Annotated in this window: 18 protein-coding genes; 9 read left to right on the top strand and 9 right to left on the bottom strand. The window is 65.1% G+C overall.

Annotated elements, in window-relative coordinates; translation table 11 throughout:
• The first annotated feature begins 2 nt into the window (after positions 1 to 2).
• Positions 3 to 341: a BolA family transcriptional regulator gene (locus GWC77_RS16590; RefSeq protein ID WP_173258660.1), complete on the top strand. Its 339-nt coding sequence runs from the start codon at positions 3 to 5 to the stop codon at positions 339 to 341.
• A 107-nt stretch (positions 342 to 448) separates the two neighbouring features.
• Entirely contained in the window at positions 449 to 1228 is a 780-nt protein-coding gene (locus GWC77_RS16595) for a peptidylprolyl isomerase (protein WP_173258662.1), read from the top strand.
• A gap of 93 nt (positions 1229 to 1321) precedes the next feature.
• Here GWC77_RS16595 and purL read toward each other — a convergent pair whose 3' ends face one another.
• A complete protein-coding gene (gene purL, locus GWC77_RS16600; protein ID WP_173258664.1) occupies positions 1322 to 5404 on the bottom strand; it encodes a phosphoribosylformylglycinamidine synthase in 4083 nt (1360 codons plus the stop codon).
• A 294-nt stretch (positions 5405 to 5698) separates the two neighbouring features.
• On the opposite strand from purL, the gene GWC77_RS16605 reads away from it, so the two are divergent.
• The 3 genes from GWC77_RS16605 (at position 5699) to pgi (ending at position 10508) form a co-directional block, all read left to right on the top strand.
• Positions 5699 to 7000: an FAD-dependent oxidoreductase gene (locus GWC77_RS16605; RefSeq protein ID WP_173258666.1), complete on the top strand. Its 1302-nt coding sequence runs from the start codon at positions 5699 to 5701 to the stop codon at positions 6998 to 7000.
• Between the two features lie 116 nt (positions 7001 to 7116).
• On the top strand, positions 7117 to 8703 hold the full coding sequence (locus tag GWC77_RS16610) for an NAD(P)H-hydrate dehydratase (RefSeq protein ID WP_173258667.1): 1587 nt from the start codon (positions 7117 to 7119) through the stop codon (positions 8701 to 8703).
• A 188-nt stretch (positions 8704 to 8891) separates the two neighbouring features.
• Positions 8892 to 10508 (top strand): glucose-6-phosphate isomerase, encoded by a 1617-nt coding sequence (pgi, locus tag GWC77_RS16615; protein WP_173258669.1) that lies wholly within the window; start codon positions 8892 to 8894, stop codon positions 10506 to 10508.
• Between the two features lie 40 nt (positions 10509 to 10548).
• On the opposite strand, the gene GWC77_RS16620 is transcribed toward pgi, so the two are convergent.
• Positions 10549 to 11241, bottom strand: coding sequence for an ABC transporter ATP-binding protein (locus tag GWC77_RS16620; RefSeq protein WP_173258671.1), 693 nt, complete (start codon positions 11239 to 11241; stop codon positions 10549 to 10551).
• Here GWC77_RS16620 and GWC77_RS16625 point away from each other — a divergent pair.
• Positions 11240 to 11929 (top strand): arylesterase, encoded by a 690-nt coding sequence (locus GWC77_RS16625; protein WP_254367002.1) that lies wholly within the window; start codon positions 11240 to 11242, stop codon positions 11927 to 11929. The two genes, GWC77_RS16620 and GWC77_RS16625, sit on opposite strands and share 2 nt — an antisense overlap.
• Positions 11930 to 11950: 21 nt before the next feature.
• On the opposite strand, the gene GWC77_RS16630 is transcribed toward GWC77_RS16625, so the two are convergent.
• Entirely contained in the window at positions 11951 to 13885 is a 1935-nt protein-coding gene (locus GWC77_RS16630) for a SurA N-terminal domain-containing protein (RefSeq protein WP_173258674.1), read from the bottom strand.
• Between the two features lie 132 nt (positions 13886 to 14017).
• Between GWC77_RS16630 and phaZ the strand changes: the two genes are divergently transcribed.
• Positions 14018 to 15373, top strand: a complete 1356-nt coding sequence (gene phaZ, locus GWC77_RS16635) for a polyhydroxyalkanoate depolymerase (protein WP_254367003.1) — start codon at positions 14018 to 14020, stop codon at positions 15371 to 15373.
• A 37-nt stretch (positions 15374 to 15410) separates the two neighbouring features.
• Positions 15411 to 15878, top strand: a complete 468-nt coding sequence (locus GWC77_RS16640; RefSeq protein WP_173258676.1) for a universal stress protein — start codon at positions 15411 to 15413, stop codon at positions 15876 to 15878.
• 75 nt (positions 15879 to 15953) lie between these two features.
• On the opposite strand, the gene GWC77_RS16645 is transcribed toward GWC77_RS16640, so the two are convergent.
• Positions 15954 to 16430 carry a universal stress protein gene (locus GWC77_RS16645; protein ID WP_173258678.1) on the bottom strand — a complete coding sequence of 159 codons (477 nt, stop codon included), beginning with the start codon at positions 16428 to 16430 and terminating at the stop codon, positions 15954 to 15956.
• Positions 16431 to 16719: 289 nt separating this feature from the next.
• Here GWC77_RS16645 and fnr point away from each other — a divergent pair, with 289 nt between their 5' ends.
• On the top strand, positions 16720 to 17499 hold the full coding sequence (gene fnr, locus GWC77_RS16650; protein WP_173258680.1) for a fumarate/nitrate reduction transcriptional regulator Fnr: 780 nt from the start codon (positions 16720 to 16722) through the stop codon (positions 17497 to 17499).
• Between the two features lie 28 nt (positions 17500 to 17527).
• Here the strand turns inward: fnr and GWC77_RS16655 are convergent, their stop codons facing one another.
• The 5 genes from GWC77_RS16655 to GWC77_RS16675 all read right to left on the bottom strand — a co-directional run bounded on the left by GWC77_RS16655 (position 17528) and on the right by GWC77_RS16675 (position 21956).
• Complete coding sequence (locus tag GWC77_RS16655) at positions 17528 to 18517, bottom strand: zinc-dependent alcohol dehydrogenase family protein (protein WP_173258682.1); 990 nt, start codon at positions 18515 to 18517, stop codon at positions 17528 to 17530.
• A gap of 22 nt (positions 18518 to 18539) precedes the next feature.
• On the bottom strand, positions 18540 to 18818 hold the full coding sequence (locus GWC77_RS16660) for a DUF1488 domain-containing protein (protein WP_173258684.1): 279 nt from the start codon (positions 18816 to 18818) through the stop codon (positions 18540 to 18542).
• A 150-nt stretch (positions 18819 to 18968) separates the two neighbouring features.
• A complete protein-coding gene (locus tag GWC77_RS16665) occupies positions 18969 to 19817 on the bottom strand; it encodes an ureidoglycolate lyase (RefSeq protein WP_173258686.1) in 849 nt (282 codons plus the stop codon).
• A 34-nt stretch (positions 19818 to 19851) separates the two neighbouring features.
• Complete coding sequence (locus GWC77_RS16670; RefSeq protein ID WP_173258688.1) at positions 19852 to 20628, bottom strand: SDR family oxidoreductase; 777 nt, start codon at positions 20626 to 20628, stop codon at positions 19852 to 19854.
• A complete protein-coding gene (locus GWC77_RS16675; RefSeq protein WP_173258690.1) occupies positions 20625 to 21956 on the bottom strand; it encodes a UxaA family hydrolase in 1332 nt (443 codons plus the stop codon). The genes GWC77_RS16670 and GWC77_RS16675 overlap by 4 nt, the downstream gene beginning before the upstream one ends.
• Positions 21957 to 21965 lie beyond the last annotated feature (9 nt).

Below are 21965 nucleotides of genomic sequence, written 5' to 3' on the forward strand. Positions count from 1 at the left end.
CGATGAGTGAACTGTCGAGCAGCGCTTTCGTCGAAGCGGGACCCGCCGCGCGCATTGCCTTCATCGAGGCGCGCCTGAGTGCGGCGCTGCCCGTCTCGTCACTCACGGTCCGCGATGACAGCGCGCTGCATGCGGGTCATGCCGGCGCGGCCGCCGGCGGGCATTATGCGGTGACGCTCGTATCGTCCGCGTTTGCGGGCAAACCCCGGCTGGCGCGGCATCGGCTGGTGTATGATGCGCTGGCCGACGTGATGCAGCGCGGCATTCACGCGCTCGCCATCACGGCCTACACGCCCGAAGAATTCGCGCGGCTCGGCGATGCGCCGTCTTCGACGTCCTGAATACGACGCCCCGAACGATCAACACGCATCGTATCGAACCCGTGCGAAGCATTCGCGGCGCAACGATTGACCGAACCCTTCCCGTTAGGAAACGTTAGGAACTCTCGATGACCTTTAACCAACCCCGTCTTTGGGTGCTGCTGGCTGCGTTCGCCGCCGCCCCGGCTTTTGCGCAAAATGTTGCCGTCGTGAACGGAACGCCGATTCCGAAATCGCGCGCGGACGCGCTCGTGGGTCAGCTCGTCAAGCAGGGGCAGCAGGATTCGCCGCAATTGCAACAAGCTGTGCGCGATGAACTGATCAATCGCGAAATTCTGATGCAGGAAGCCGTGCGCGAAGGCATTCCGTCGCACCCCGACGTCAAGGCCCAGATCGCCGTCGCTCAGCAAACGGTCGTCCTGCGTGCGCTCATCGAGGACTTCGTCAAGAAGCACGCGCCGAGCGATGCCGAGGTCAAGGCGCGCTATGACGAACTCGTCAAGCAAGCCGCCGGCAACGAACTGCACTTGCATCACATCCTCGTCGAGAACGAACAGCAGGCAAAAGACCTGATCGCCAAGATCAAGGGCGGTGCAAGTTTCGAAGACCTGGCGAAGCAGTATTCGAAAGATCCCGGTTCGGCGAAAAACGGCGGCGACCTCGATTGGTCGAATCCGAAGGCTTACGTGCCGGAATTCGCGCAGGCCGCGGAACACCTGAAGAAAGGCCAGATGACGGACGCGCCCGTCCATACACAGTTCGGCTGGCACATCATCCGGCTCGACGATACGCGAGCCATCGCCCCGCCGCCGCTCGATCAGGTCAAGCCGCAGATCGTTCAGCAGATGCAGCAGGAAAAACTGCAGGCGTTCGAGCAGAACCTGCGCGCCCAGGCCAAGATCCAGTAATCGCAGGCCGCCCCTCGAGCGACAAAGCCGCCCTTCATCGGGCGGCTTTGTCGTTTCAGGACCCAAGCGCCGCGGCGAGGCGGTGCCTTGCGCTCAGCCGAGCCAGCGCCGTGCGTTTCGGAACACGCGCATCCACGGACTCGCCTCGCCCCAGCCCTCGGGGTGCCAGCTCATCTGCACCGTGCGATGCACACGCTCCATGTGGGGCATCAGCACGGTGAAGCGGCCATCGGGCGTCGTCACCGAAGTGATGCCGTTCGGCGAGCCGTTGGGATTGAACGGATACCGCTCCGTCGCCTCGCCGCGATGATCGATATAGCGCATCGCGACGCTTACCCGGGACGCGTCGCCTTGCTGCGAGAAGTCTGCAAAGCCTTCGCCGTGTGCGACGGCAACCGGAAGGCGCGAGCCTTCCATGCCCGCAAAGAAAATCGACGGCGAAGGTTCGACGCGCACGAACGAAAAGCGCGCTTCGAACTGCTCGGACTTGTTACGTGTGAACTTCGGCCACGCTTCGGCGCCGGGAATCATCGAAGCAAGACTGCTGAGCATCTGGCAGCCGTTGCAGATGCCGAGCGCGAACGTCTCGGGACGGCCGAAGAACGCGGCAAACATGTCCGCGAGCCGCGGATTGAAGCGGATCGTCTTCGCCCAGCCTTCGCCGGCGCCCAGCACATCGCCATACGAAAAGCCGCCGCATGCGACGGCACCCGCGAAGTCGGCAAGCGTCGTACGGCCCGACAGCAGATCGCTCATATGGACATCATGAGCATCGAAACCGGCGCGATCGAATGCATAGGCCGTTTCGAGGTGGGAGTTCACGCCCTGCTCGCGCAGGATCGCCACGCGCGGGCGTGCGCCCGTGCCGATGAACGGCGCGGCAATGTCCTCGCTCGGATCGAACGTCACATGCGGCGCGATTCCCGGGTCGGCCGCATCGAGCAATGTCTCGTACTCGGCGTCGGCGCAGGCGGGATTGTCGCGCAGCCGTGCGATGCGCCAGCTCACCTCGGTCCACGCCCGCTGCAGCTCGGTGCGCGGCGCGTCATAGATCTTCTTGGCGTCGCGGTAGATCTCGACGACATCGCGCTCGTTCGGCTTGCCGATCACGTGCGAGCACGCGCCCAGCCCGTGCTGGCGCAACAGCGCGAGCACGGTGTCGCGCTCGCTCGCACGCACTTGCACGACGGCGCCGAGTTCCTCGTTGAACAGCGCACGCAGCGTGCGGTCGTCGCGACGCCCGCTCGTTTGCTTCGCCCAATCCTTGGCGTCCCCGTAATCGAACTCATGACCGGCATCGAGCGCGAGCATGTCCACGTTCAACGAAACGCCCACATGCCCGGCAAATGCCATTTCGCAAACCGTGGCCCACAGTCCGCCATCGGAGCGATCGTGATAGGCCAGCAGCAAGCCGTCGGCATTGAGCGTTTGAATCGCCGTGAAAAAGCGCTTGAGATCTTCGGGGTCGTCGACGTCCGGCACGCTGTCGCCGACTTGCTGCGTGACTTGTGCGAGGATGCTGCCCCCGAGCCGATGCTTGCCGTGGCCCAAATCGATCGCGATCAGCACGCTGTCGCCGACCTCGGCCGCACGCCGCAACTGCGGCGTCAGATGCCGGCGAACGTCGTCGACAGGCGCGAATGCCGAAATGATCAGCGAAACGGGCGCCGTGACTTCCTTTGCCACACCGCGCTCGTCCCATTTCGTTTTCATCGACAGCGAATCCTTGCCGACCGGAATGCTGATACCGAGCGCCGGGCACAGTTCCATGCCGATCGCCTTGACGGTATCGAACAGCGCGGCATCCTCGCCAGGGCTACCGCACGCGGCCATCCAGTTGGCCGACAGCTTGAGTTTGTCGAGCGAAGCAATGGGCGCAGCGGCGATGTTCGTGATGGCCTCGCCGACGGCCATCCGGCCGGACGCGGGTGCATCGATGACGGCCAGCGGCGCGCGCTCCGCCATCGTCATGGCTTCGCCGCGAAAACCCGCGTAGTCGACCGCTGTGATCGCGCAGTCGGCCACCGGTACTTGCCATGGGCCGACCATCTGGTCGCGCACGCTCGTGCCGCCGACGGTACGGTCGCCGATCGTGATCAGGAAGGACTTGCTTGCCACGCTCGGATGCTTGAGCACCGCCACCGCCGTCTCGGCGAGCGACAAACCGGTCACGTCGACCGGTACCCGCGCAGCACTCACGCGCGCGACATCGCGGTGCATGCGCGGGGGCTTGCCCAGCAGCACATCCATCGGCATATCGACGGGATACTGCGCCGAGCCCTCGCCTTGCGTGTCGACCAGTTGAAGCTGGCGCGCCTCGGTCGCGACACCGACGACGGCGAGCGGGCAGCGCTCGCGGACGCAGATGGCCTCGAAACGCGGCAGATCGGCCGGTGCAATCGCCAGCACATAGCGTTCTTGCGCTTCGTTCGACCAGATTTCGCGGGGCGACAATCCACTCTCTTCGAGCGGCACGCGGCGCAGTTCGAAGCGCGCGCCTTTGCCCGCGCCATCGACGAGCTCGGGGAATGCGTTGGACAGACCGCCCGCGCCGACGTCATGAATGCTGAGAATCGGGTTGCCGGCGCCCAACTGCCAGCAAGCGTTGATGACTTCCTGCGCACGACGCTCGATTTCCGGATTGCCGCGTTGGACCGAGTCGAAATCGAGTTCCGCCGTGTTCGCGCCCGTTGCCATCGAACTCGCGGCGCCACCGCCCATGCCGATGCGCATGCCGGGGCCGCCGATCTGAATCAGCAGCGAGCCTGCCGGCAAGTCGTGCTTGTGCGTGTGGGCATCCGAGATGTTGCCGATGCCGCCCGCGATCATGATCGGCTTGTGGTAGCCCCGTACCTGGCCTCCGACGTTTTGCTCGTAGACGCGGAAATAGCCGCCCAGATTCGGCCGCCCGAATTCGTTATTGAACGCAGCGCCGCCGAGCGGACCGTCGATCATGATCTGCAACGGCGATGCGATGCGCTCTGGGCGGCCGTAGGCGCCGTATGCGTCCGCAGGATTGCGCACGGCGAGCGGCACGGTGGCGTCACGGGCGTTTTCCCATGGCTCGAGCGCGTCCGGCAGTGCGAGATTCGACACCGAGAATCCGGTGAGCCCCGCCTTCGGCCGCGCGCCGCGTCCCGTCGCGCCTTCATCGCGAATTTCGCCGCCCGCGCCCGTCGCGGCGCCCGCGAACGGCGAGATGGCGGTCGGATGGTTATGCGTTTCGACCTTCATCAGCGTGTGCGTGAGCTCGACGTGGCGGCCGTAGCGCTCGTCGAACACGCCTGCGCCGTCACCCGCATCGGCGGCCTGTCGCGGAAACCAGCGCTCAGCCGAGCCGCCCGCCATGATCGCCGAATTGTCCGAATAGGCGACGATCGTGCCTTGGGGATTGAGCTTTTCGGTGTTCTTGATCATCGCGAAAAGCGACATGTCCTGCGGCTCGCCGTCGATCGTCCATTGCGCGTTGAAGATCTTGTGCCGGCAGTGCTCGCTGTTCGCCTGTGCGAACATCATCAGCTCGACGTCGCTCGGATTGCGCGCGAGCTTCGTGAAGGCATCGACGAGATAGTCGATCTCGTCGTCTGCCAGCGCAAGGCCCAGCTCGCTGTTGGCCTGCACGAGCGCGGCCCGGCCCGCGGCGAGGACATCGACCGTCGAAAGCGGCTTGGCGGGCAATTCGTCGAACAGATGGTGCGCATCGTCGCGCGAGGCCACGATACTTTCGGTCATCCTGTCGTGCAGCGCCGCCGCGACCGCGGCGCGCGCTTCGTCCGAAAGTCCTTTTTTGGCCCCGACGCCCAGAAAGCCCGCTTTGAGCGTCACCGCGTACTCGATTCCGCGCTCGATGCGCCGCACGTGATCGAGACCGCAGTGATGAGCGATGTCGGTCGCCTTGCTGGCCCACGGCGAAATCGTGCCGAAGCGGGGCAGGACGAGAAACGTTTCGCCCGCACCGCGCCCTTCGCCGGCCGCGAACGGCGCGCCGTAGTGGAGCAGCGCCTCGATGCGCTCGTTATCCTCGCGCGAGAGCGGCTCGGCCGCACTGACGAAGTGCAGATATTGCCCGCGGACATCGACGATATTCGCGTCGATGCGGCCGAGCGTGTCGATGAGACGGGATTGACGGAAGTCGGAGAGCGCCGAAGCACCGGGAAAGCACGAGAAGTGAGCCATGAAAGGACGTGGGCGTCGATGGGTCGGGCACGCGCATCACTGGCCACGCGTGCGGACGACATGAAGCGAAAGGAAGACCAGCATTATACCCGGAAGTCAGCCCCCAATAAGCCGCTGCCCTCCAAGCCGCGATCCCGCCGCGGCGCGCGCGCGGCCATGGCCCGGGACCGGTTTCGCTCGCGCGGGTGAGGCGTGCCGGCCCGATTGGCGCTATCATGCGCGGTTTGCTTCCTCGACGCGAAGGCGCAATGCGAGCGCGCCTCGCGGTTTGCACGGCTGAAGAGCAATCATTCAATGGATGTCATCGTCATAGGCGGCGGGGTCGTCGGCGTCGCCACCGCATATCAGCTGCATTCGGCCGGACATCGCGTCTGCGTCATCGAGCGCCATGCAACCGTTGCGCAAGGTGCCACCTATGGGCATGGCGGCGCGCTCCTGCCCACGCCGCTCGATGTATGGTTCGGCCCCACATTCGTGCCCAATGCGCGGGTACCGCGCAGCGGTCTCGTCTACAAGCCGGGCTTCAACGGCAGCACGCGGCGCTTCATGCAGCGCCTCGCTGCCTTTCAGGAGCCGGATGCGTTTCGGGACCAGTATCGGCGCCTCGGGCCGCTCGTCGATCTGTCGCGCGAGACGCTCGCGGCGCTCGAGACGCGCTTCGATTTCGAATTCGAGCAGCGCAGTGGAATGCTTCACGTCGTGCAGCACCCGCGCGAGTGGGAGCTTGCGCAAAGCGCGCTCGATTTGCTGCGCGAGTTCGAAATCCAGCATCAGGTGCTCACGGCGCGCGAATGTGCCGATCTCGAGCATTCGATACCCACCGATCCCGAGTTTGCGGGCGGCGTGTTCTTCGAGCATGAGCGCCTGGGCAATTGCCCGCTGTTCACGAAGCTCGTCAAACAAGTGCTCGAGGAGCAAGCCGGTGTCCGGTTCATGTTCGGCCGCGCAGTCGAAGCCTTGCGGCTCGACGAACAGCGCGCGGCGGTGGAGCTTGCGCCCGTGCCGAGCGAACGCGCGAGCGCACGGGAAGTCGATGTCGTCTCGGCCGACGCGATCGTCGTTGCCGCGGGCGCCGGCAGCCTCCCCCTCATCGAACGGGCCACGACGAATCTGCCCTTGCACCCGGCCCGCTTTTTCGCATTGACGGCACCGATCGCCTACGAGGAGTGTGTGCCGCACGTCGCGGTCGTCGATACGATCCGGCGCATTACGATGACGCGCGTGAATCAGAGGGTGCGTGTGGCGGGTGCGGCACTGGTACAGCCCGAGCGCGAAATCGCGAAACCGGCGCCGGAACCGCTTGCCACGGCCGCAACGGCCCTACTGGCGCAAGCCACGCATGACTGGATACCGGGCGCCGCCAAGATTTCGGCCGCGCACTCGTGGGATGGTGTCCAGTTGCTTTCGCCGGATGGGTTGCCCGTCGTCGGTCGGGCGTCGCATCCGCGGCTCTTTGTCAATCTCGCGCACGGCCCGGCCGGTTGGGGGCTCGCCTGTGGGTCTGCTAAAGTGCTTGCTGAAATCATCAGCGGCACCGAGCCCAGTGTTCCGCCCGATACGCTTGCCGCGTTGCGCGCCGATCGTTTCGCGAGCTGAGCGAACCACCGCACGGCCGCAAGCGTGCGGCCACCCACCGCCGAGGCACGCCATGGGTGGCGAACGATCGGTCTCGCGCCCGTTGCCGCTGAAACGCTCCCGGACACCCGAGCCCCATGACAGAAGCCGCCTCGCCCCCGCCGCATTCCAGTTTTGTCCATCCGCAGGAGCGACCGCTGCCGCTTTATTCGGTGACGCAAGTGCGCGAAATCGAGCATCGTGCGGCGGCAGGGTTGCCTGCCAACACGCTGATGACGCGCGCCGCTGCGGCAGCGGCGCGATGCCTGCTCGAGCAGGCCGGACACGACGGTTCCTTGGCGGGCGGATGGCCCGTCTGGCTCGCGGCAGGCCCCGGTAACAACGGCGGTGATGCGCTCATGTGCGCAACGGGGCTGCACCAGGCCGGCGTGCCTGTCGAAGTGTGCATGCCGGTCGAGGTCAAACCCGACGATGCGCGCTGGGCGCTCGGTACGGCGCGCTCGGCCGGCGTGCCGATCTCGCATGTGCCGCCGGCATCGTTCGAGCGCTACGGCTGGATCGTCGACGGTCTGTTCGGGATCGGGCTCGCGCGTCCGCTCGAGGGCATTTTCGCCGAGCTCGCCGGCCGCATCGGCGCGCACGCCCGCGGACGCGGCCGCGTGCTCGCGCTCGACGTGCCGAGCGGGCTGGACAGCGACTCGGGCACCATCGTCGGCGGCGCCGTTGCCGCTTGCGCTTCGCACACGATCACGTTCATCGGCGCGAAACCAGGCCTTTACATGGGCCACGGCCGCGATTTGAGCGGCACTTTATGGGTTGCACCGCTCGACATCGACGCTGACGCCATCGCGCTGTCGACGCCTGTCGCTCAGTTGAACGCGCCAGCTCTCTTCACCGACGTTTTTCCTGCGCGCACATTCGCATCGCATAAAGGGACGTTCGGTAGCCTTGCGGTGGTCGGTGGCGACACCGGTATGTGCGGCGCACCGATTCTCGCGGCGCGGGCCGCGCTGCATGCCGGGGCGGGCAAAGTGCACGTCGCCTTTCTCGGTAGCGGCGCGCCGCCCTACGATCCGCCCTACCCCGAATTGATGCTGCATCCGCTCGATACGCTTCGCCTCGCGAGCATGGACGCGCTGGCGATCGGCTGCGGCATGGGACAAAGCGAACGCGCGGCCGATGTGCTTGCAGAAGCTATCGCGCTCGATATGCCGAAACTGCTCGATGCGGACGCGCTCAATTTGCTGGCGCAGCGGGCCCATCTCGCGCAGGCGCTCGTCGAGCGCGGCGCAGCGGGCGCAGCGACTGTCCTGACGCCGCATCCGCTCGAGGCGGCGCGTCTAATGGGCTGTGACGCGGCGACGGTGCAGCGCGATCGCGTCACAGCCGCGCGAACGCTGGCTTCCAGGTTCGGTGCAATTGTCGTCCTGAAAGGCGCAGGAACCGTCATTGCGGCTCCCGATACGCGCGTGGCGATCAACCCGACCGGCGGCGCTGCGTTGGCCAGCGGAGGCACGGGGGATGTGCTCGGTGGCATCATCGGCGCCTTGCTCGCTCAGCGCCTGCCGGCCTTCGAGGCCGCGCTTGCCGGTGTCTATCTCCATGGTCTTGCCGCGGATACGCTGACGGCCCACGGGATTGGGCCGGCCGGCTTGACGGCGGGAGAACTCGCCGCGACGGTGCGCGCGTCCATTAATCGGCTGATATATCCGACACGCGAGTGACGCGTGCACGTAATGCGAGCGCCCCTCCAACGCCGCTATACTGTTCGACCCCGCCACATTGCTTGAGAGGCGTGCGCCGTCCGCCATCGCGGCCGGCGGCGCGCAGCGGGTCGCAGCAGCAAGCGAAAGCCGGCCCGGCCACCTGTGCCGCGGCCTTCGTTCGAGCCCCCAACGATCGACCGACAGCCATGACGACGAACTCGCTTTCCTCCTGGTCCGCGCTGCAAGCGCATTACGACACGATTCGCGAAGCGCGGCTGCGCGACTGGTTCGCCGCCGACACCAGCCCCACCCGCGCCGAGCGCTTCACCTTTGAAGGAGGCGGCCTCGTCGCCGACTTCTCGAAAAACCGGATCACCGACGACACGCTGCGCCTGCTCGTTGCGCTCGCGCGCGAAGCGGGTGTCGAAGCGCGTCGCGACGCCATGTTCGAAGGCGCCATCGTCAACCCCACGGAGGGCCGTGCGGCGTTGCATACCGCGTTGCGAGCCACGCGCGCCGATGCCCCCTACCACGAGCAAATCAGCGCCGAGCGCGCCAAGATGGCCGCCTTCGCCGAACGCGTGAGGAGCGGCGCATGGACCGGGTACACCGGCAAGCGCATCCGTCATGTCGTCAATATCGGGATCGGCGGTTCGGACCTCGGCCCGAAAATGGTCGTCCATGCGCTCGATCATCTCGCGCATCCCGAGATCGCCAGCTACTTCGTTTCCAACGTCGACGGTGCCGATCTCGCTCGCGTCCTTGCGCGCATCGATCCGGAGGAGACGCTCGCGATCGTCGTTTCGAAGACGTTCACGACGCTCGAGACCATGACGAACGCGCGCTCGCTGCGCGACTGGTTCGTGCAACGAGGCTGCCCCGAGCAAGCGCTCGCCAAGCATTTCGTCGGCGTGTCCGCCAATCCGGGCGAAGTCGTCAAGTTCGGCATCGATGAACAGAACATCTTCGAAATGTGGGACTGGGTGGGCGGGCGCTATTCGCTGTGGTCGGCTGTGGGTCTTTCGATCATGATCGCCGTCGGGCCCGAGCATTTCGACGCGCTGCTAGCCGGCGCGGATGCCATGGATACCCACTTCCGGCAAGCCCCGCTCGAGCGCAACCTGCCGGTACTGATGGGACTCGTCGGCATCTGGTACCGCAATTTCTTCGGCTCGCAAAGCTATCTCGTCGCGCCGTACTCCGAGGCGCTGCACTACTTGCCGTCGTATTTGCAGCAGCTCGAAATGGAGAGCAACGGCAAGTCCGCGCGGCTGGACGGACAATTCGTCGACTACGCGACTTCGGCCGTCACGTGGGGCGAACCGGGCACGAACGGACAGCACGCGTTCTTCCAGATGCTGCATCAAGGCCCGACCATCGTGCCGATCGACTTCATCGCGGTGCTCACGCCCGAGCATCCGCTCGCGAGCCACCATCCGAAGCTACTCGCCAATTGCTTCGCGCAAAGCGAAGCGCTCATGCTCGGGCGGACGGTCGAAGAAGCACGCAAGGTCGCCGGCCCCGACAAGCCGGAGCTCGTGCCGCACCTCGTCTTTCCGGGTAACCGGCCATCGACGACACTGCTCGTCGACGCATTGACGCCCCACGCGCTGGGTGCGCTCATTGCACTGTATGAGCACAAGGTGCTCGTACAAGCCACGATCTGGAACATCAACCCGTTCGATCAATGGGGCGTGGAACTCGGCAAGATACTCGGCAAAGTCGTGGAGGCGGACCTCGTCGCGGCGCAGTTCGACGCATCCAGGCACGATTCGTCCACTTCCGCGCTGATCGCGCGAGCGCGCGAAGCCAGCAAGCGTTGAACCTCCACCGGGCGGGCTCGGCTCACTGACGGCGCTCGCCCTAACGATGCGCAACCCGGCCCGCATCGAGCGTCACGATGCGCGCGCAACGACGCGCAAGTTCGAGATCGTGCGTGACGAGCACGAGCGTGGCCCCGTGTGCCGCGTTCATCTCGAACATGAGATCGATGACCGCGTGCCCGGTCGCGGCATCGAGACTGCCTGTCGGCTCGTCTGCGAAGAGGATGGCCGGGCGTGTGACGAAGGCACGGGCGAGCGCGACCCGCTGCTGCTCGCCGCCGGACAGGACCTTCGGATAGTGCCCGGTGCGCGCGCCGAGGCCGACCTGATCGAGCAGCGCGCGGGCACGGCCCGTTGCCTCGTGCGATGTGACGGCGCCTTGCAACTCGAGCGGCAAGCGCACGTTCTCGAGGGCGGTCAGATGCGGCATCAGCTGAAACGATTGAAAGACGAATCCGACCGTGCCGTTTCGGAGATTCGCCCGTTCATCCTCCGACAACGTTTCGAGCGCCTTGCCGAACAATCGAACCGAGCCCGACGTGGCATTGTCCAATCCCGCGAGCAAGCCCAGCAACGTCGATTTGCCGGAGCCGGAGGCACCGACGATTGCCACGCTGCTGCCGGGCGTGACCTCGAGTGTGATGTCCTCGAGTATCGTCAGCTCGCCCGTTGCGTCCTTGACCCGCTTGAACAAATTGCGTACTTCGATGATGGGATCGGTATTTTTCTGCATGAGGAAGGCGCGTCGCTCGAAAGTAGGTGCGCTCGCCGGCAATCTTCGCCGAGCGTTGCTGGCAATCGCGCTCGCCGTCGTCGCGACCTCGGCCGTCGCTACGGCGGACGCCGCCGCGCCGGCCAAGCCGGTCATCGTCGTGCTCGGCGACAGTCTTTCGGCCGAGTACGGCCTGCCCAGAGATTCAGGATGGGTTGCGCTGCTGAGGCGCCGCCTGGCGAACGAGCGCATCGATTATAGCGTCGCCAATGCAAGCATCAGCGGCGACACGACGAGCGGCGGCCGCGCGCGCCTGCCCGAATTGATATCGCGCCTCAAGCCGTCGATCGTGATCGTCGAGTTGGGCGCCAACGACGCGTTGCGCGGTGTCCCGCTATCGACGACGGAAGACAACCTGCGCACGATCATCAAAGACGCGCAGCAAAGCAAGGCGAAGGTCTTGCTCGTCGGCATGTATGTGCCGGCCAATTACGGCCCCGCCTATACGGAGCGGTTCCATCGAATCTACGGCGCGCTCGCCAAGGAACTCGATGTACGGCTCGTCCCGTTTCTGCTCGCCGGCATCGAAAACAAGCCGGACATGTTCCAGAGCGATCAGATGCACCCGACCGAGCAGGCGCAGCCGGTACTGCTCGATAACGTCTGGCCTGCTCTCGCGCCGCTCCTGCAGCGCCGGCAAATCCGCTAAGCCGGATCTGCCGGCAATCGATCAATCGGTACTACCTGATTTGCCGTCCGCCGCTCCGTAGAACTTCACCTTCGAGCGCGCGCACAGTGCATCGATATAAGCCTGCATATCGGTCTGTCCGCTCATCTGGGACAGTTGCTGTTGCGCTCCCGCAAGCCGGGCGGGGTCGATCGGCGCACCGGGCAGCACGGCATTCACACGATAGACGGCGTAACCGGCCTCGCCAAGATCCACGCCGGTGTAGACGGGCAGCTTGCTGGAATCGACCTTGAAGATCGCGCTCAACGCCGGGGGCGGGACGCTTTGCGCATCCGTGCGCGAGAGCTTCATCTCGGCGCCGAAGCCCGCGGTCGACTTGGACTTTTGCAATTCCGCAAGCTTGGCGGCTCCCTCCTTGCGGGCGAGCTCGGCAGCCTGCTCGGCCACGTAGCGGGCGCGCACGGCATCCTTGATCGATGCCAGCGGCAGCGTGGCAGCCGGTTTGAAGTCGGTCACGCGAGCCGAGATCAGCGTGTTATTGCCGACGTCGATCGCCTGCGTGTTGTTATGGTCCTTGACGGCATCGTTGGCGAAGACAGCAGCCAGGAACTTCGGATTGTTGAGCGGGCTGTCCGGCGGCAGCGACGCGCTGGGCTTGTTGGTGACCGTGGCCGTTTGCAGCGTCAACTTGAATTTGTCGGCAACCGGCTGCAGGCTCTTCGCCTGTTCGTAGACCGTCGACGTGAATGCGTCGGAGCCGTCGCTGAAAGCCTTGGCGGCCTGCTGCGACTTCAGCTCCTTCTCGATCTGATCCTTCACGCTGGCGAACGGCTTGACGACGGGCGGCTTTTCGTCGGTCAGCACGATCACGTGGTAGCCGAACGCCGAACGCACCACGTCGCTGACATCGCCCTTTTTCTTCAACGCGAGTGCGGCCGCGTCGAACGCCTTGTCGCCCGTGATCACGCCGCCTGTCGACCAGCCGAGGTCACCGCCCTTCGATGCCGAGCCCGGGTCCTTCGATTCTTTCTGAGCGATCTGCGCGAACTGATCGGGATGCGCCTTCACCTGCGCCAGTACATCCTGCGCCGTTTTCTTCGCGGCCGCGTCCTCATCGGGCTTCGCACCGCTCGGCGACGGAATCAGAATCTGGCTCACGCGCACTTCACGCGGTGTCGTAAAACGCGCCGTGTTGTCGTCGTAGTACTTCTTCGCATCGGCTTCGGTCGGGTTGATCCCGGCGCCGAGCGTAGCCGGGGAGAACACGACGTACTGGATGGATGCCGTCGGCGGCGTCGCGAAATCGGCGCGATGCGCATCGTAGTACGCGGCGAGCTGCGCGTCGTCCACCTTGACCTTCGAGGCGTAATCGCTGGCGTGCAGCACCAGCGGCTGCACCGAGCGCTGTTGCTCGGCAAGTTGAGCCAGGTGCTCGGCAACGCTCTTGGGCACGAACGCGCTCGCCTGGATGCTATCGGGGATCTGGTCCATCGCCAGGCCGTAACGGACACGCTCCTGGTATTGATCGGGTGTCATGCCCTGCATCGCGAGCAACTGGGTATAACGATCGACGTCGATCGACCCGTCGGGCTTGCGCAGCGACGCAATCACCGGATCGGCCAGCAGCGCACGACGCACGGCGTCATCCGATGCGCTCAGGTGCTCGCGCTGCGCCTCATCGGCCAGCACGCGCTGCTGAATCAGGCTGTCGAGCAATTCGCGCCGGCGCTCGGGGGTATCGAACATCTTCGCGTCGAAGCGCGCACCGAGCACCTGCCGCGCCTGATCGAGCTGCCGACGCATCGCGTCGTCGAATTCCGCGCGGGTGATTTTATGGCCGTTGACGCTCGCCACATTGGCGCTTTCGTCGAAGAACCCGCGGAAACCCTGAATACCGATGAAGCCCAGCCCCGGCACGATGACGAGGACGAGCATGAACATCATCAGGCGCTTGTGGTTGCGAAAGAAATCGAGCATGCGTGACTGGTTACGTTGGACAAAAACGCCCAATAGTACAACAGCTGCAACCGGCGGCGACAAATCCGCTTCTGGCGGAAAGACGGGCTTGCCAGCCGGCATGCCGCGTCGGCACAATAGCCGGGCGTCGCCATGCTGCGTGAGTCACACGTTCGCGAGCGCGGCGTGCCGCGGGAGGCGGTCATGCTCTACGACTGGCTGGAAGCGCAGCGCGCGTTGGCGCGCTCCGTTGGCGCGTGGACCGAATATACCGGGCGCCTTTTCGGATTGCCCGTAGCGCCGGGCGGTATCGCCGTTCCGGGCAGCGGCTGGTTCGGCCGCTTCATTCAGACCGCCGCCCAAGCGCCGGGCTTCGATATTCATTCGGTGACGATCGGCGAACGCCAGGTGAGCGTGAAGGAAACCGTCGTCGCGGCAACACCGTTTTGCGCACTGCGTCACTTCGCCCGCGAAGGCTTGGTCGTGCGCTCGGCCCCGTATCCCGTTCTCGTCTGCGCGCCGCTGGCCGGCCATCACGCCGTCATGATGCGCGAGATGGTCGAAACGCTGCTGGAGGACACCGACGTCTATGTGACCGATTGGGCCAACGCGCGAGACGTTCCGATAACGGCCGGCAGATTCGGGCTCGACGACTACGTCCAGACCATCGAACGGTTTTTGCGCATGCTCGGCGGCGCCGGAGTGCATGTCCTGGCCGTATGCCAGGCCACCGCACCCGCTGCTGCCGCAGCCGCCCTCGTCGCCGCCTGCGGCGAGCCGGCGCCGCTCAGCCTCACGCTGATGGGCGGTCCCATCGATGCGCGCATCAATCCGACGGCCATCGGCCGCTTCGCGCTCGCTCACAGCATCGACTGGTTCCGCGACACCGTCATCGATATCGTGCCGTCGCGTTATGCGGGAGCAGGCCGACGGGTCTATCCAGGCTATCTTCAACATGCGGCGCTCATGGCCGCGCATCCGCACCGCCAGCTCGCTCTCGAGTCGCAGTACTGGACGAACCGGATGAGTGCGGACGAGGCAAAAACAGCCGAGAGCCGACGCGCGCTCGACGAGTACGCCGCCGTGCTCGATATGACCGAGGACTATTTCCTCGATACCCTGCAGGTCGTGTTCCGCGAGCATCGGCTCGCGCGCGGTATTTGGCACGTCGCGGGACGCCATATCGATGGCTCGGCGCTTGCTCGCACCGCCCTTTGCACGGTCGAGGGAGATCGCGACGACATCACCGGCGCGGGCCAGACGCATGCCGCCCATACCGTTTTGACGTCCGTGCCGCAGCGCTCGAGAATGCGCCTGACGATCGCCGATTGCGATCACTACGGTCTTTTTACCGGAGCCCGCTGGCGCGAAGCGATCCACCCCGAGCTGGCCCGTTTCTGGCGCTCGGCGTCGGTGCGTCGTCGTGGCTCCCCGGTCCGGCCATCCCCGACGTCCGAATCGCGCGCAATCGATTCAGGTCAGGCTGCGGCGATGAGCGTGCGCCGATGATATCCGGAACACGGATCGAATTCGAGGGAGGCCCCAAATGTATCGACACATCCTCGCCCCTATCGACGGCAGTGCCACGTCCACGCGCGCGCTCGAGGCCGCGCTCCGGTTCGCCAGCGGCTCGGACGCCGAATTGCTTGCACTTTATGTCGTGGACGTGCCGGTCATCGGCTCGGAGGCGCCTGGCTACGATCCCAACCTGGTGCGCGATGCGCTTTTCGAGCAGGGAGCGCGCGTGGTCGACGAAGCGACCGAGAAAATGAAAGCCGCCGGCGTGACCGGCACGCCGCGTGTGGTCGAGACCAACCCGCTTCGCGACGATATTGCGCATACGATCTTGCGTATCGCCGAGGAGTGGCCGGCCGATCTGATCGTCATGGGTACACACGGGCGGCGCGGGTTCCAACGGCTCATGCTCGGCAGCGTGGCAGAACGCTTCCTGCGCATTTCGTGCTGCCCGGTTCTCCTCGTCCCGTCCAGCGATACGGCGGCCCGTGAAAGTTGAGTGCCGGCCCGACAGCACGACGGCACGTCGCCATAGACGCGGCACGCCGAGGCGCGGGCGAGCCGCAGACTACCATCAGAGTTTGGCGGTGGCGCCGCGGGCCACTTCATCGTGGCGCACGAGCAATACCGGCAGATCCACCATGCGCAGCAACGATTCGGCAACGCTCCCGAGCAACACGCGGCGCACGCCGTGGCGACCGTGCGTTCCAATGACGATGAGTTCCGCTTCGCATTCCGCGGCGACGCGAGCGATGACCGAGGCCACGCTTTCGCCGTACGCGTCGACGACACGCGACGTGCCTTCGACCCCCTGCGCCTTGAAGACTTCCTCCGCTTCCTCGAGCGCCGCCGTCGCCGCCTCGATCGCCTCTGGGCTCGCGCCCTCGCCGCCCTGATAAACCGCACCGACGTCCACGAGTTGCGGCGCATGCTCGACGACGCAGACCGCGACGATCGCCGCGCCCGAAGCGCTGGCAATCTTCACGGCCTCGTCGAGCGCAAGACGCGATGCGCGGCTGCCGTCGATGGCAGCCAGAATACGTGTATACATGATGGTTCTCCGGGGCACCGGCCCATTGCATCGATCATTGAGCAATAAGTGTGCGACCCGCAAGGCGGCCCTGGTTTGATGCCGATCAACGAGCGATGCCGACGCACTCCATGCCTGAGGAATGAGCGAATTCCTGCACGACCGTAGGAAAATGCTTACACGACCCCGTCAATACCTACCCCAGTTTCATATCACGCTGATATTTTTTCCCCGGGGCGCTGGTCATACTCACTGCCATGAAAGATCACGTGCGTGCTGCCGCTCGCGCGTCACTGGCGGAGGCTTCCTCATGTTGCTCGAACTGGATTTCCCTCGACAAGAAAGCACGTCCCCGGCCCCGCATGACACGTCCTGGGATGCCTACAGTCGAAAGGTACCGTCGTCTGTCAAGGAGGGTTGCTCGACCTGCTCGCTGCGCTCGGCCTGCGTTCCGGACGGATTGACCGCTCACGAGATCGCACGCTTCGATGCGATCGTCAACACGACGCGGAATATCAAGCGCGGCGAAGCGCTGTACCGTACCCACGACCCGTTCGAGAGCATTTATGCCGTGCGGGCCGGTTCGTTCAAGACCGTCGTCATGCACCGCGATGGCCGAGAGCAGGTCACCGGTTTTCACCTTGCGGGCGAAGTGCTCGGGCTCGACGGTGTCTGTGCCGAACGACACAGCAGCGATGCGATAGCCCTCGAAGACAGCAGTGTGTGCATCATGCCTTATTCGCTACTCGAATCGATGTGCACGGAATCGAAGCAGTTGCAGCGGCAAATGCTGCGCACGATGAGCAGCGAAATCGTGCGCGAATCGTCGCTCATGATGCTCCTCGGCACGATGAGCGCCGAGCAGCGCGTCGCCACGTTCCTGCTCAATTTATCGAGCCGCATGAAGGCGCGCGGCTATTCGGCCGCCGAATTCAACTTGCGCATGACGCGCGAGGAAATGGGCAATTACCTCGGCATGAAGCTCGAGACAGTCAGCCGCATGTTCTCCAAATTTCAGCGCGATGGCCTGCTCGAAACCCGCGGCAAAAAAATTCGCATCGTCGATCTGACCGCGCTCGCAGCGGTTTGAGTCGGCCGATATACGCCCAGGACTCGCCTCAATCGCCGATCGTCAACACCGCCGCGCCGGTGAGGCGGCCCTCGCGCAAGTCGGAGAGCGCCCGGTTGGCCTCGCGCAACGGGTAGCGTGTCGTCTCGATGTGCAACGGCACTTCCTCCGCGATCCGCATGAACGCGTGTCCATCTTCGCGCGTGAGATTCGCGACCGATACAAGGCGCCGTTCACCCCGGAGCAGGTCGTAGGGAAAGGACGGAATCGCGCTCATGTGGATACCGCCGCAAACCACGATGCCACCCTTGACGACGGCCGCCAGTGCGGCGGGCACGAGCGCACCGACCGGCGCAAAAATAAGTGCCGCATCGAGCGGTTCGGGCGGTGGGGCATCGCTGCCGCCGGCCCAATGTGTGCCGAGTCGGCGAGCGAGCTGCTGCGCGGCCGTGTCCCCGGGCCGCGTGAAGGCATAGACGATCCGTTGCTGATGGCTGGCTACTTGCGCGACGATGTGCGCGGCCGCTCCGAAGCCGTAGATGCCGATGCGCCGGGCATCGCCCGCCATCGCGAGCGTGCGATATCCAATCAGGCCCGCGCACAGCAGCGGCGCCGCTTCCGCGTCGGTGTAGCGGGCCGGCAACGGCAGACAATAGCGGCTATCCGCTGCGACCAATTCGGCATATCCGCCATCGAGCGTGTAGCCCGTGAACGCCGGCCGATCGCACAGGTTCTCGCGACCGCCGCGGCAGTAACGGCATCGCCCGCACGTGTGACCGAGCCAAGGCACCCCTACACGCTCGCCCAGCCGGAATTCGGTGACGCCCTCACCCAGACCCGCGACGACACCGACGATTTCGTGTCCCGGTATGACGGGCGTCTTGGGATGGGCCAATTCCCCGTCGACCACGTGCAAGTCGGTGCGACATACCCCGCACGCGCGGATACGGATCAGCAACTGCCCGTGACCGGGCGTCGGATCCGGCAACTCGCGCTCCGTCAACCGCGGCGACCGGCCGTCGAACACCATCGCGCGCACGTCGTTTTCTCCTCGGTGCGGATCAAGCGTCGTAGAAACGGAAAAACCCGCTGTGCAGGAGCACCGGCTTCTTGCCGAGCTCGTGCAACAACTCGCGCGCGGCTCCTTCGATGGCATGCCGATGCGTTTCGAACGCCGAGAGGACATCCTCTTCCCGCAACGACGGCGCGCCGAAGTGGTCTTCGAGCGCCTCGGCTGTGATCGCGCATTGCACGCGCTCGCCATCGACGAGCGCAGGGAACGCGAGCACCAAGTCGCGGCCACAGTACTCCGGAGCCTCGATCGGAAAAGAGATTTGCATAGCGCCCCCTTTCGCAGCATCCGTGCCGCGGCGAATCCATCCGGCAACCTTACGACAAAAGGCGCTGACGTGCCATGCGCCCTTCTCACCAGGATAGTCGACAGTAGGGGGCGTCCTGCTTGACTTGCATCAACGCTTGCGCGGCGCGGATCACTCCGCGGCGACCGTGCGTTGCCGCTGCTCGCCCAGTCCCTCGATGCCGAGGCGGATCGTCTGGCCTGCTTTCAAATAAAGGGGCTCCGGCTTGATGCCCAGACCAACGCCCGGCGGCGTGCCGGTCGAAATCACATCGCCGGGCTGCAGGCTCATGCACTGCGAAAGATACGAGACGAGCTTCGCGACCGTAAAGATCATCGTGCGCGTATTGCCGTTCTGATAGCGGTGCCCGTCGACTTCGAGCCAAAGATGAAGCTGCTGCGGATCGGCGATTTCGTCGCGCGTGACGAGCCACGGGCCCAAGGGGCCGAACGTGTCGAAGCCCTTGCCCTTGTCCCACTGCCCGCCGCGCTCGATTTGCCACTCGCGCTCGGACACATCGTTGATGACGCAGAAACCCGCTACGTAATCGAGGGCATTCGTTTCGTCGACATATTTGCAGGGCCGCCCAATGACGACGCCGAGTTCCACCTCCCAGTCGGTCTTTTTCGATCCGCGCGGGATCTCGATATCGTCGTTCGGGCCGACGATCGCGCTCGTCCATTTATTGAAGACCACCGGTTCGCTCGGAATCGGCATGTTCGACTCGGCCGCGTGATCCGCATAGTTCAGACCGATACACACCATCTTCCCGACCCGGCCGACACAGGCACCGATCCGCGGTTCGCCGTGGACAACCGGCAGTGTCGCCGAATCGATCGCCCGCAGCCGCGCGAGGCTCGCGTCGGAAAGCGCATCGCCGACGATGTCGTCGACGTAGGTCGACAAGTCTCGAATGTTGCCCTCGGCATCGACGAGGCCGGGCTTTTCCTGGCCTTTCGGCCCATAACGAAGCAGTTTCATATCAGTGGAATGCGATAAGGGAAAGTGGGAAAGATCAATTGGACCAGCCGCCGTCGATCAGATGGACCTGCCCTGTCGTGAAGCCAGCTTCGTCCGATGCGAGATAGGCCGCGAGCGCGGCGATCTCTTCGGGTTTGCCGATGCGGCCCATGGGCTGACGCGCGACGAATGCCGCCTCGATTTCGCCGACCGACTTGCCTTGGGCCCGCGCCTGCTCGGCAATGCGCGCCGTCAAAGAGGGCGAAGCCACGGTACCCGGGCAGATCGCGTTGCATCGGACACCGCGTGTCACGAAGTCCGCGGCGACCGACTTCGTGAGCCCGATCACCGCGGCTTTCGACGCGCCGTAGACGAAGCGGTTCGGCACGCCTTTGACGCTCGAGGCCGCCGACGCCATATTGACGATCGAGCCGCCGCCCCGCTCGAGCATTCCCGGTAAAAACGCGCGGATCGTCCGGTACATCGACTTCGCGTTCAGATCGAACGAGAAATCCCAGTCCTGCTCTTCGCATTCGAGCACGCTGCCCGCGTGCACGAAACCAGCGCAGTTGAGCAGAATATCGATGCCGCCGAGCTCGCTCGCGAGCGCCGCGATCGCGGCCGTGTCGCGCACGTCGAGCGGGCGCGCCTCGAACGGGACGTCGCCGAACAGATCGAGCCGGATATCGGTCGCGACGACGCGCGCGCCCTCGCGCGCGAATCGCTCCGCGCACGCGCGGCCAATGCCCTGCGCGGCCGCGGTCACGACCGCGACCTTGCCGGCGAGCCTGCCCTCGAGCGGATGCCCTGGGGATGTTGCCGTAGGATTCATAAACGCTCCATTTGAAGTCCGCCAGCGTGCGCCGCCGCGGGCACGATCGGCAAACAGGCCGGGCCAACCGGCTCGAATGCCTTGTAGGTCAGAATGAATTCCTGGTGGCCGAGCATCTCCGACTTCGACCGCGCGCCGTTGGCGACATCGATGGTCAAATCGAAGACTTCGCGCCCAAGCTCGTCGAGCGTGCCGCGTCCCTCGAGGATGCGCCCGGCATCGACGTCCATGTCGCCCGGTAGTTTCCGGTAGGTGGCTGGATTGGCGCAAACCTTGATGACCGGCGAGACCGCCGAGCCGACGACCGAACCGCGGCCCGTCGTGAACAAAATGAGGTGACAGCCGCAGGCGATCAGCTCGCCGATTTCGGCATTGTCGCTGATGTTCGGAAAGCCGAAGCGCGGCTCGCCGTCGGGCACGACATCGAGCAGGTAAAGACCGCCCGTCGGCGGCACATCGCCCGGCTTGACGATGCCGACGATCGGCGATGCCCCGCTTTTCGCATAGGCGCCGAGCGACTTCTCCTCCTGTGTCGTGAGCCCGCCGTCGGCATTGCCGACCGCGAAGCTCCCGTGCCCCATGATCGTGTAGTAGCGCGCCGCTTTCGCTACGCATTCGACGATCGCGTCGCCGAGCTCGGGCCGTGCCGCGCGCGACTTCATATGGTATTCGCAGCCGACGAGCTCGCCCGTCTCTTCGAAGACGCAGGTCGCGCCGCGCTCGATGAGCGCATCGAACGCACGCCCCACGGCCGGGTTGGCCGTGATACCGCTCGTGCCGTCGGAACCGCCGCAGACCGTGCCGACGATGAGTTCCGAAAGCTGCATCGGCACGGTGCCCTGCGCGCGCAAGGCCTGCCGCGTGCGCTTCACCCAGTCGACCCCGCGCATCACCGTGCTGCGCGTGCCGCCCGTTTCCTGGATCGTCAACACCTCGACCGGCCGTCCGCTTTCGCGCACGAGATCGGCCAGATAGTGCTTGTTCATGCTTTCGCAGCCGAGCGAGACGAACAACACCGCGCCGACATTCGGATGCGTGGCGATACGCGCGAGCATTTTCTCCGCGTAGGCGTTCGGATAGCAGCCGGGAAAGCCGATCAGATGGACATCGGGTTGTTCGTCGTGGGCGTTGGCGACATCGAAGTCGCCCTCCCCGGCGTCGGCGTCGGACTCGTCGTAGCGCGGGCCAAAGCGCGTGACGATTTCGCGCGCCACGTGATGGGCGCATTCGACGAGATACGCGACCGCGATCACGTTGCGAATGCCCTTGCGGCCATCACTGCGCAAGTAACCGCGAAGCGGGGCTGATTCGGAAGAGAGCTCGTTCATCGAAGTATC

Origin of the sequence: Paraburkholderia sp. NMBU_R16, from assembly GCF_013282575.1 — a bacterium.
Taxonomy (GTDB): domain Bacteria; phylum Pseudomonadota; class Gammaproteobacteria; order Burkholderiales; family Burkholderiaceae; genus Trinickia.

Coding starts and splice junctions, on each gene's coding strand:
- purL (WP_173258664.1), bottom strand. CDS start 5,404: ATGGCTCACTTCTCGTGCTTTCCCGGTGCTTCGGCGCTCTCCGACTTC.
- GWC77_RS16605 (WP_173258666.1), top strand. CDS start 5,699: ATGGATGTCATCGTCATAGGCGGCGGGGTCGTCGGCGTCGCCACCGCA.
- GWC77_RS16625 (WP_254367002.1), top strand. CDS start 11,240: ATGAGGAAGGCGCGTCGCTCGAAAGTAGGTGCGCTCGCCGGCAATCTT.
- GWC77_RS16645 (WP_173258678.1), bottom strand. CDS start 16,430: ATGTATACACGTATTCTGGCTGCCATCGACGGCAGCCGCGCATCGCGT.
- GWC77_RS16665 (WP_173258686.1), bottom strand. CDS start 19,817: ATGAAACTGCTTCGTTATGGGCCGAAAGGCCAGGAAAAGCCCGGCCTC.
- pgi (WP_173258669.1), top strand. CDS start 8,892: ATGACGACGAACTCGCTTTCCTCCTGGTCCGCGCTGCAAGCGCATTAC.
- GWC77_RS16640 (WP_173258676.1), top strand. CDS start 15,411: ATGTATCGACACATCCTCGCCCCTATCGACGGCAGTGCCACGTCCACG.
- fnr (WP_173258680.1), top strand. CDS start 16,720: ATGTTGCTCGAACTGGATTTCCCTCGACAAGAAAGCACGTCCCCGGCC.
- GWC77_RS16595 (WP_173258662.1), top strand. CDS start 449: ATGACCTTTAACCAACCCCGTCTTTGGGTGCTGCTGGCTGCGTTCGCC.
- GWC77_RS16675 (WP_173258690.1), bottom strand. CDS start 21,956: ATGAACGAGCTCTCTTCCGAATCAGCCCCGCTTCGCGGTTACTTGCGC.
- GWC77_RS16610 (WP_173258667.1), top strand. CDS start 7,117: ATGACAGAAGCCGCCTCGCCCCCGCCGCATTCCAGTTTTGTCCATCCG.
- GWC77_RS16590 (WP_173258660.1), top strand. CDS start 3: ATGAGTGAACTGTCGAGCAGCGCTTTCGTCGAAGCGGGACCCGCCGCG.
- GWC77_RS16630 (WP_173258674.1), bottom strand. CDS start 13,885: ATGCTCGATTTCTTTCGCAACCACAAGCGCCTGATGATGTTCATGCTC.
- GWC77_RS16660 (WP_173258684.1), bottom strand. CDS start 18,818: ATGCAAATCTCTTTTCCGATCGAGGCTCCGGAGTACTGTGGCCGCGAC.
- phaZ (WP_254367003.1), top strand. CDS start 14,018: ATGCTGCGTGAGTCACACGTTCGCGAGCGCGGCGTGCCGCGGGAGGCG.
- GWC77_RS16620 (WP_173258671.1), bottom strand. CDS start 11,241: ATGCAGAAAAATACCGATCCCATCATCGAAGTACGCAATTTGTTCAAG.
- GWC77_RS16670 (WP_173258688.1), bottom strand. CDS start 20,628: ATGAATCCTACGGCAACATCCCCAGGGCATCCGCTCGAGGGCAGGCTC.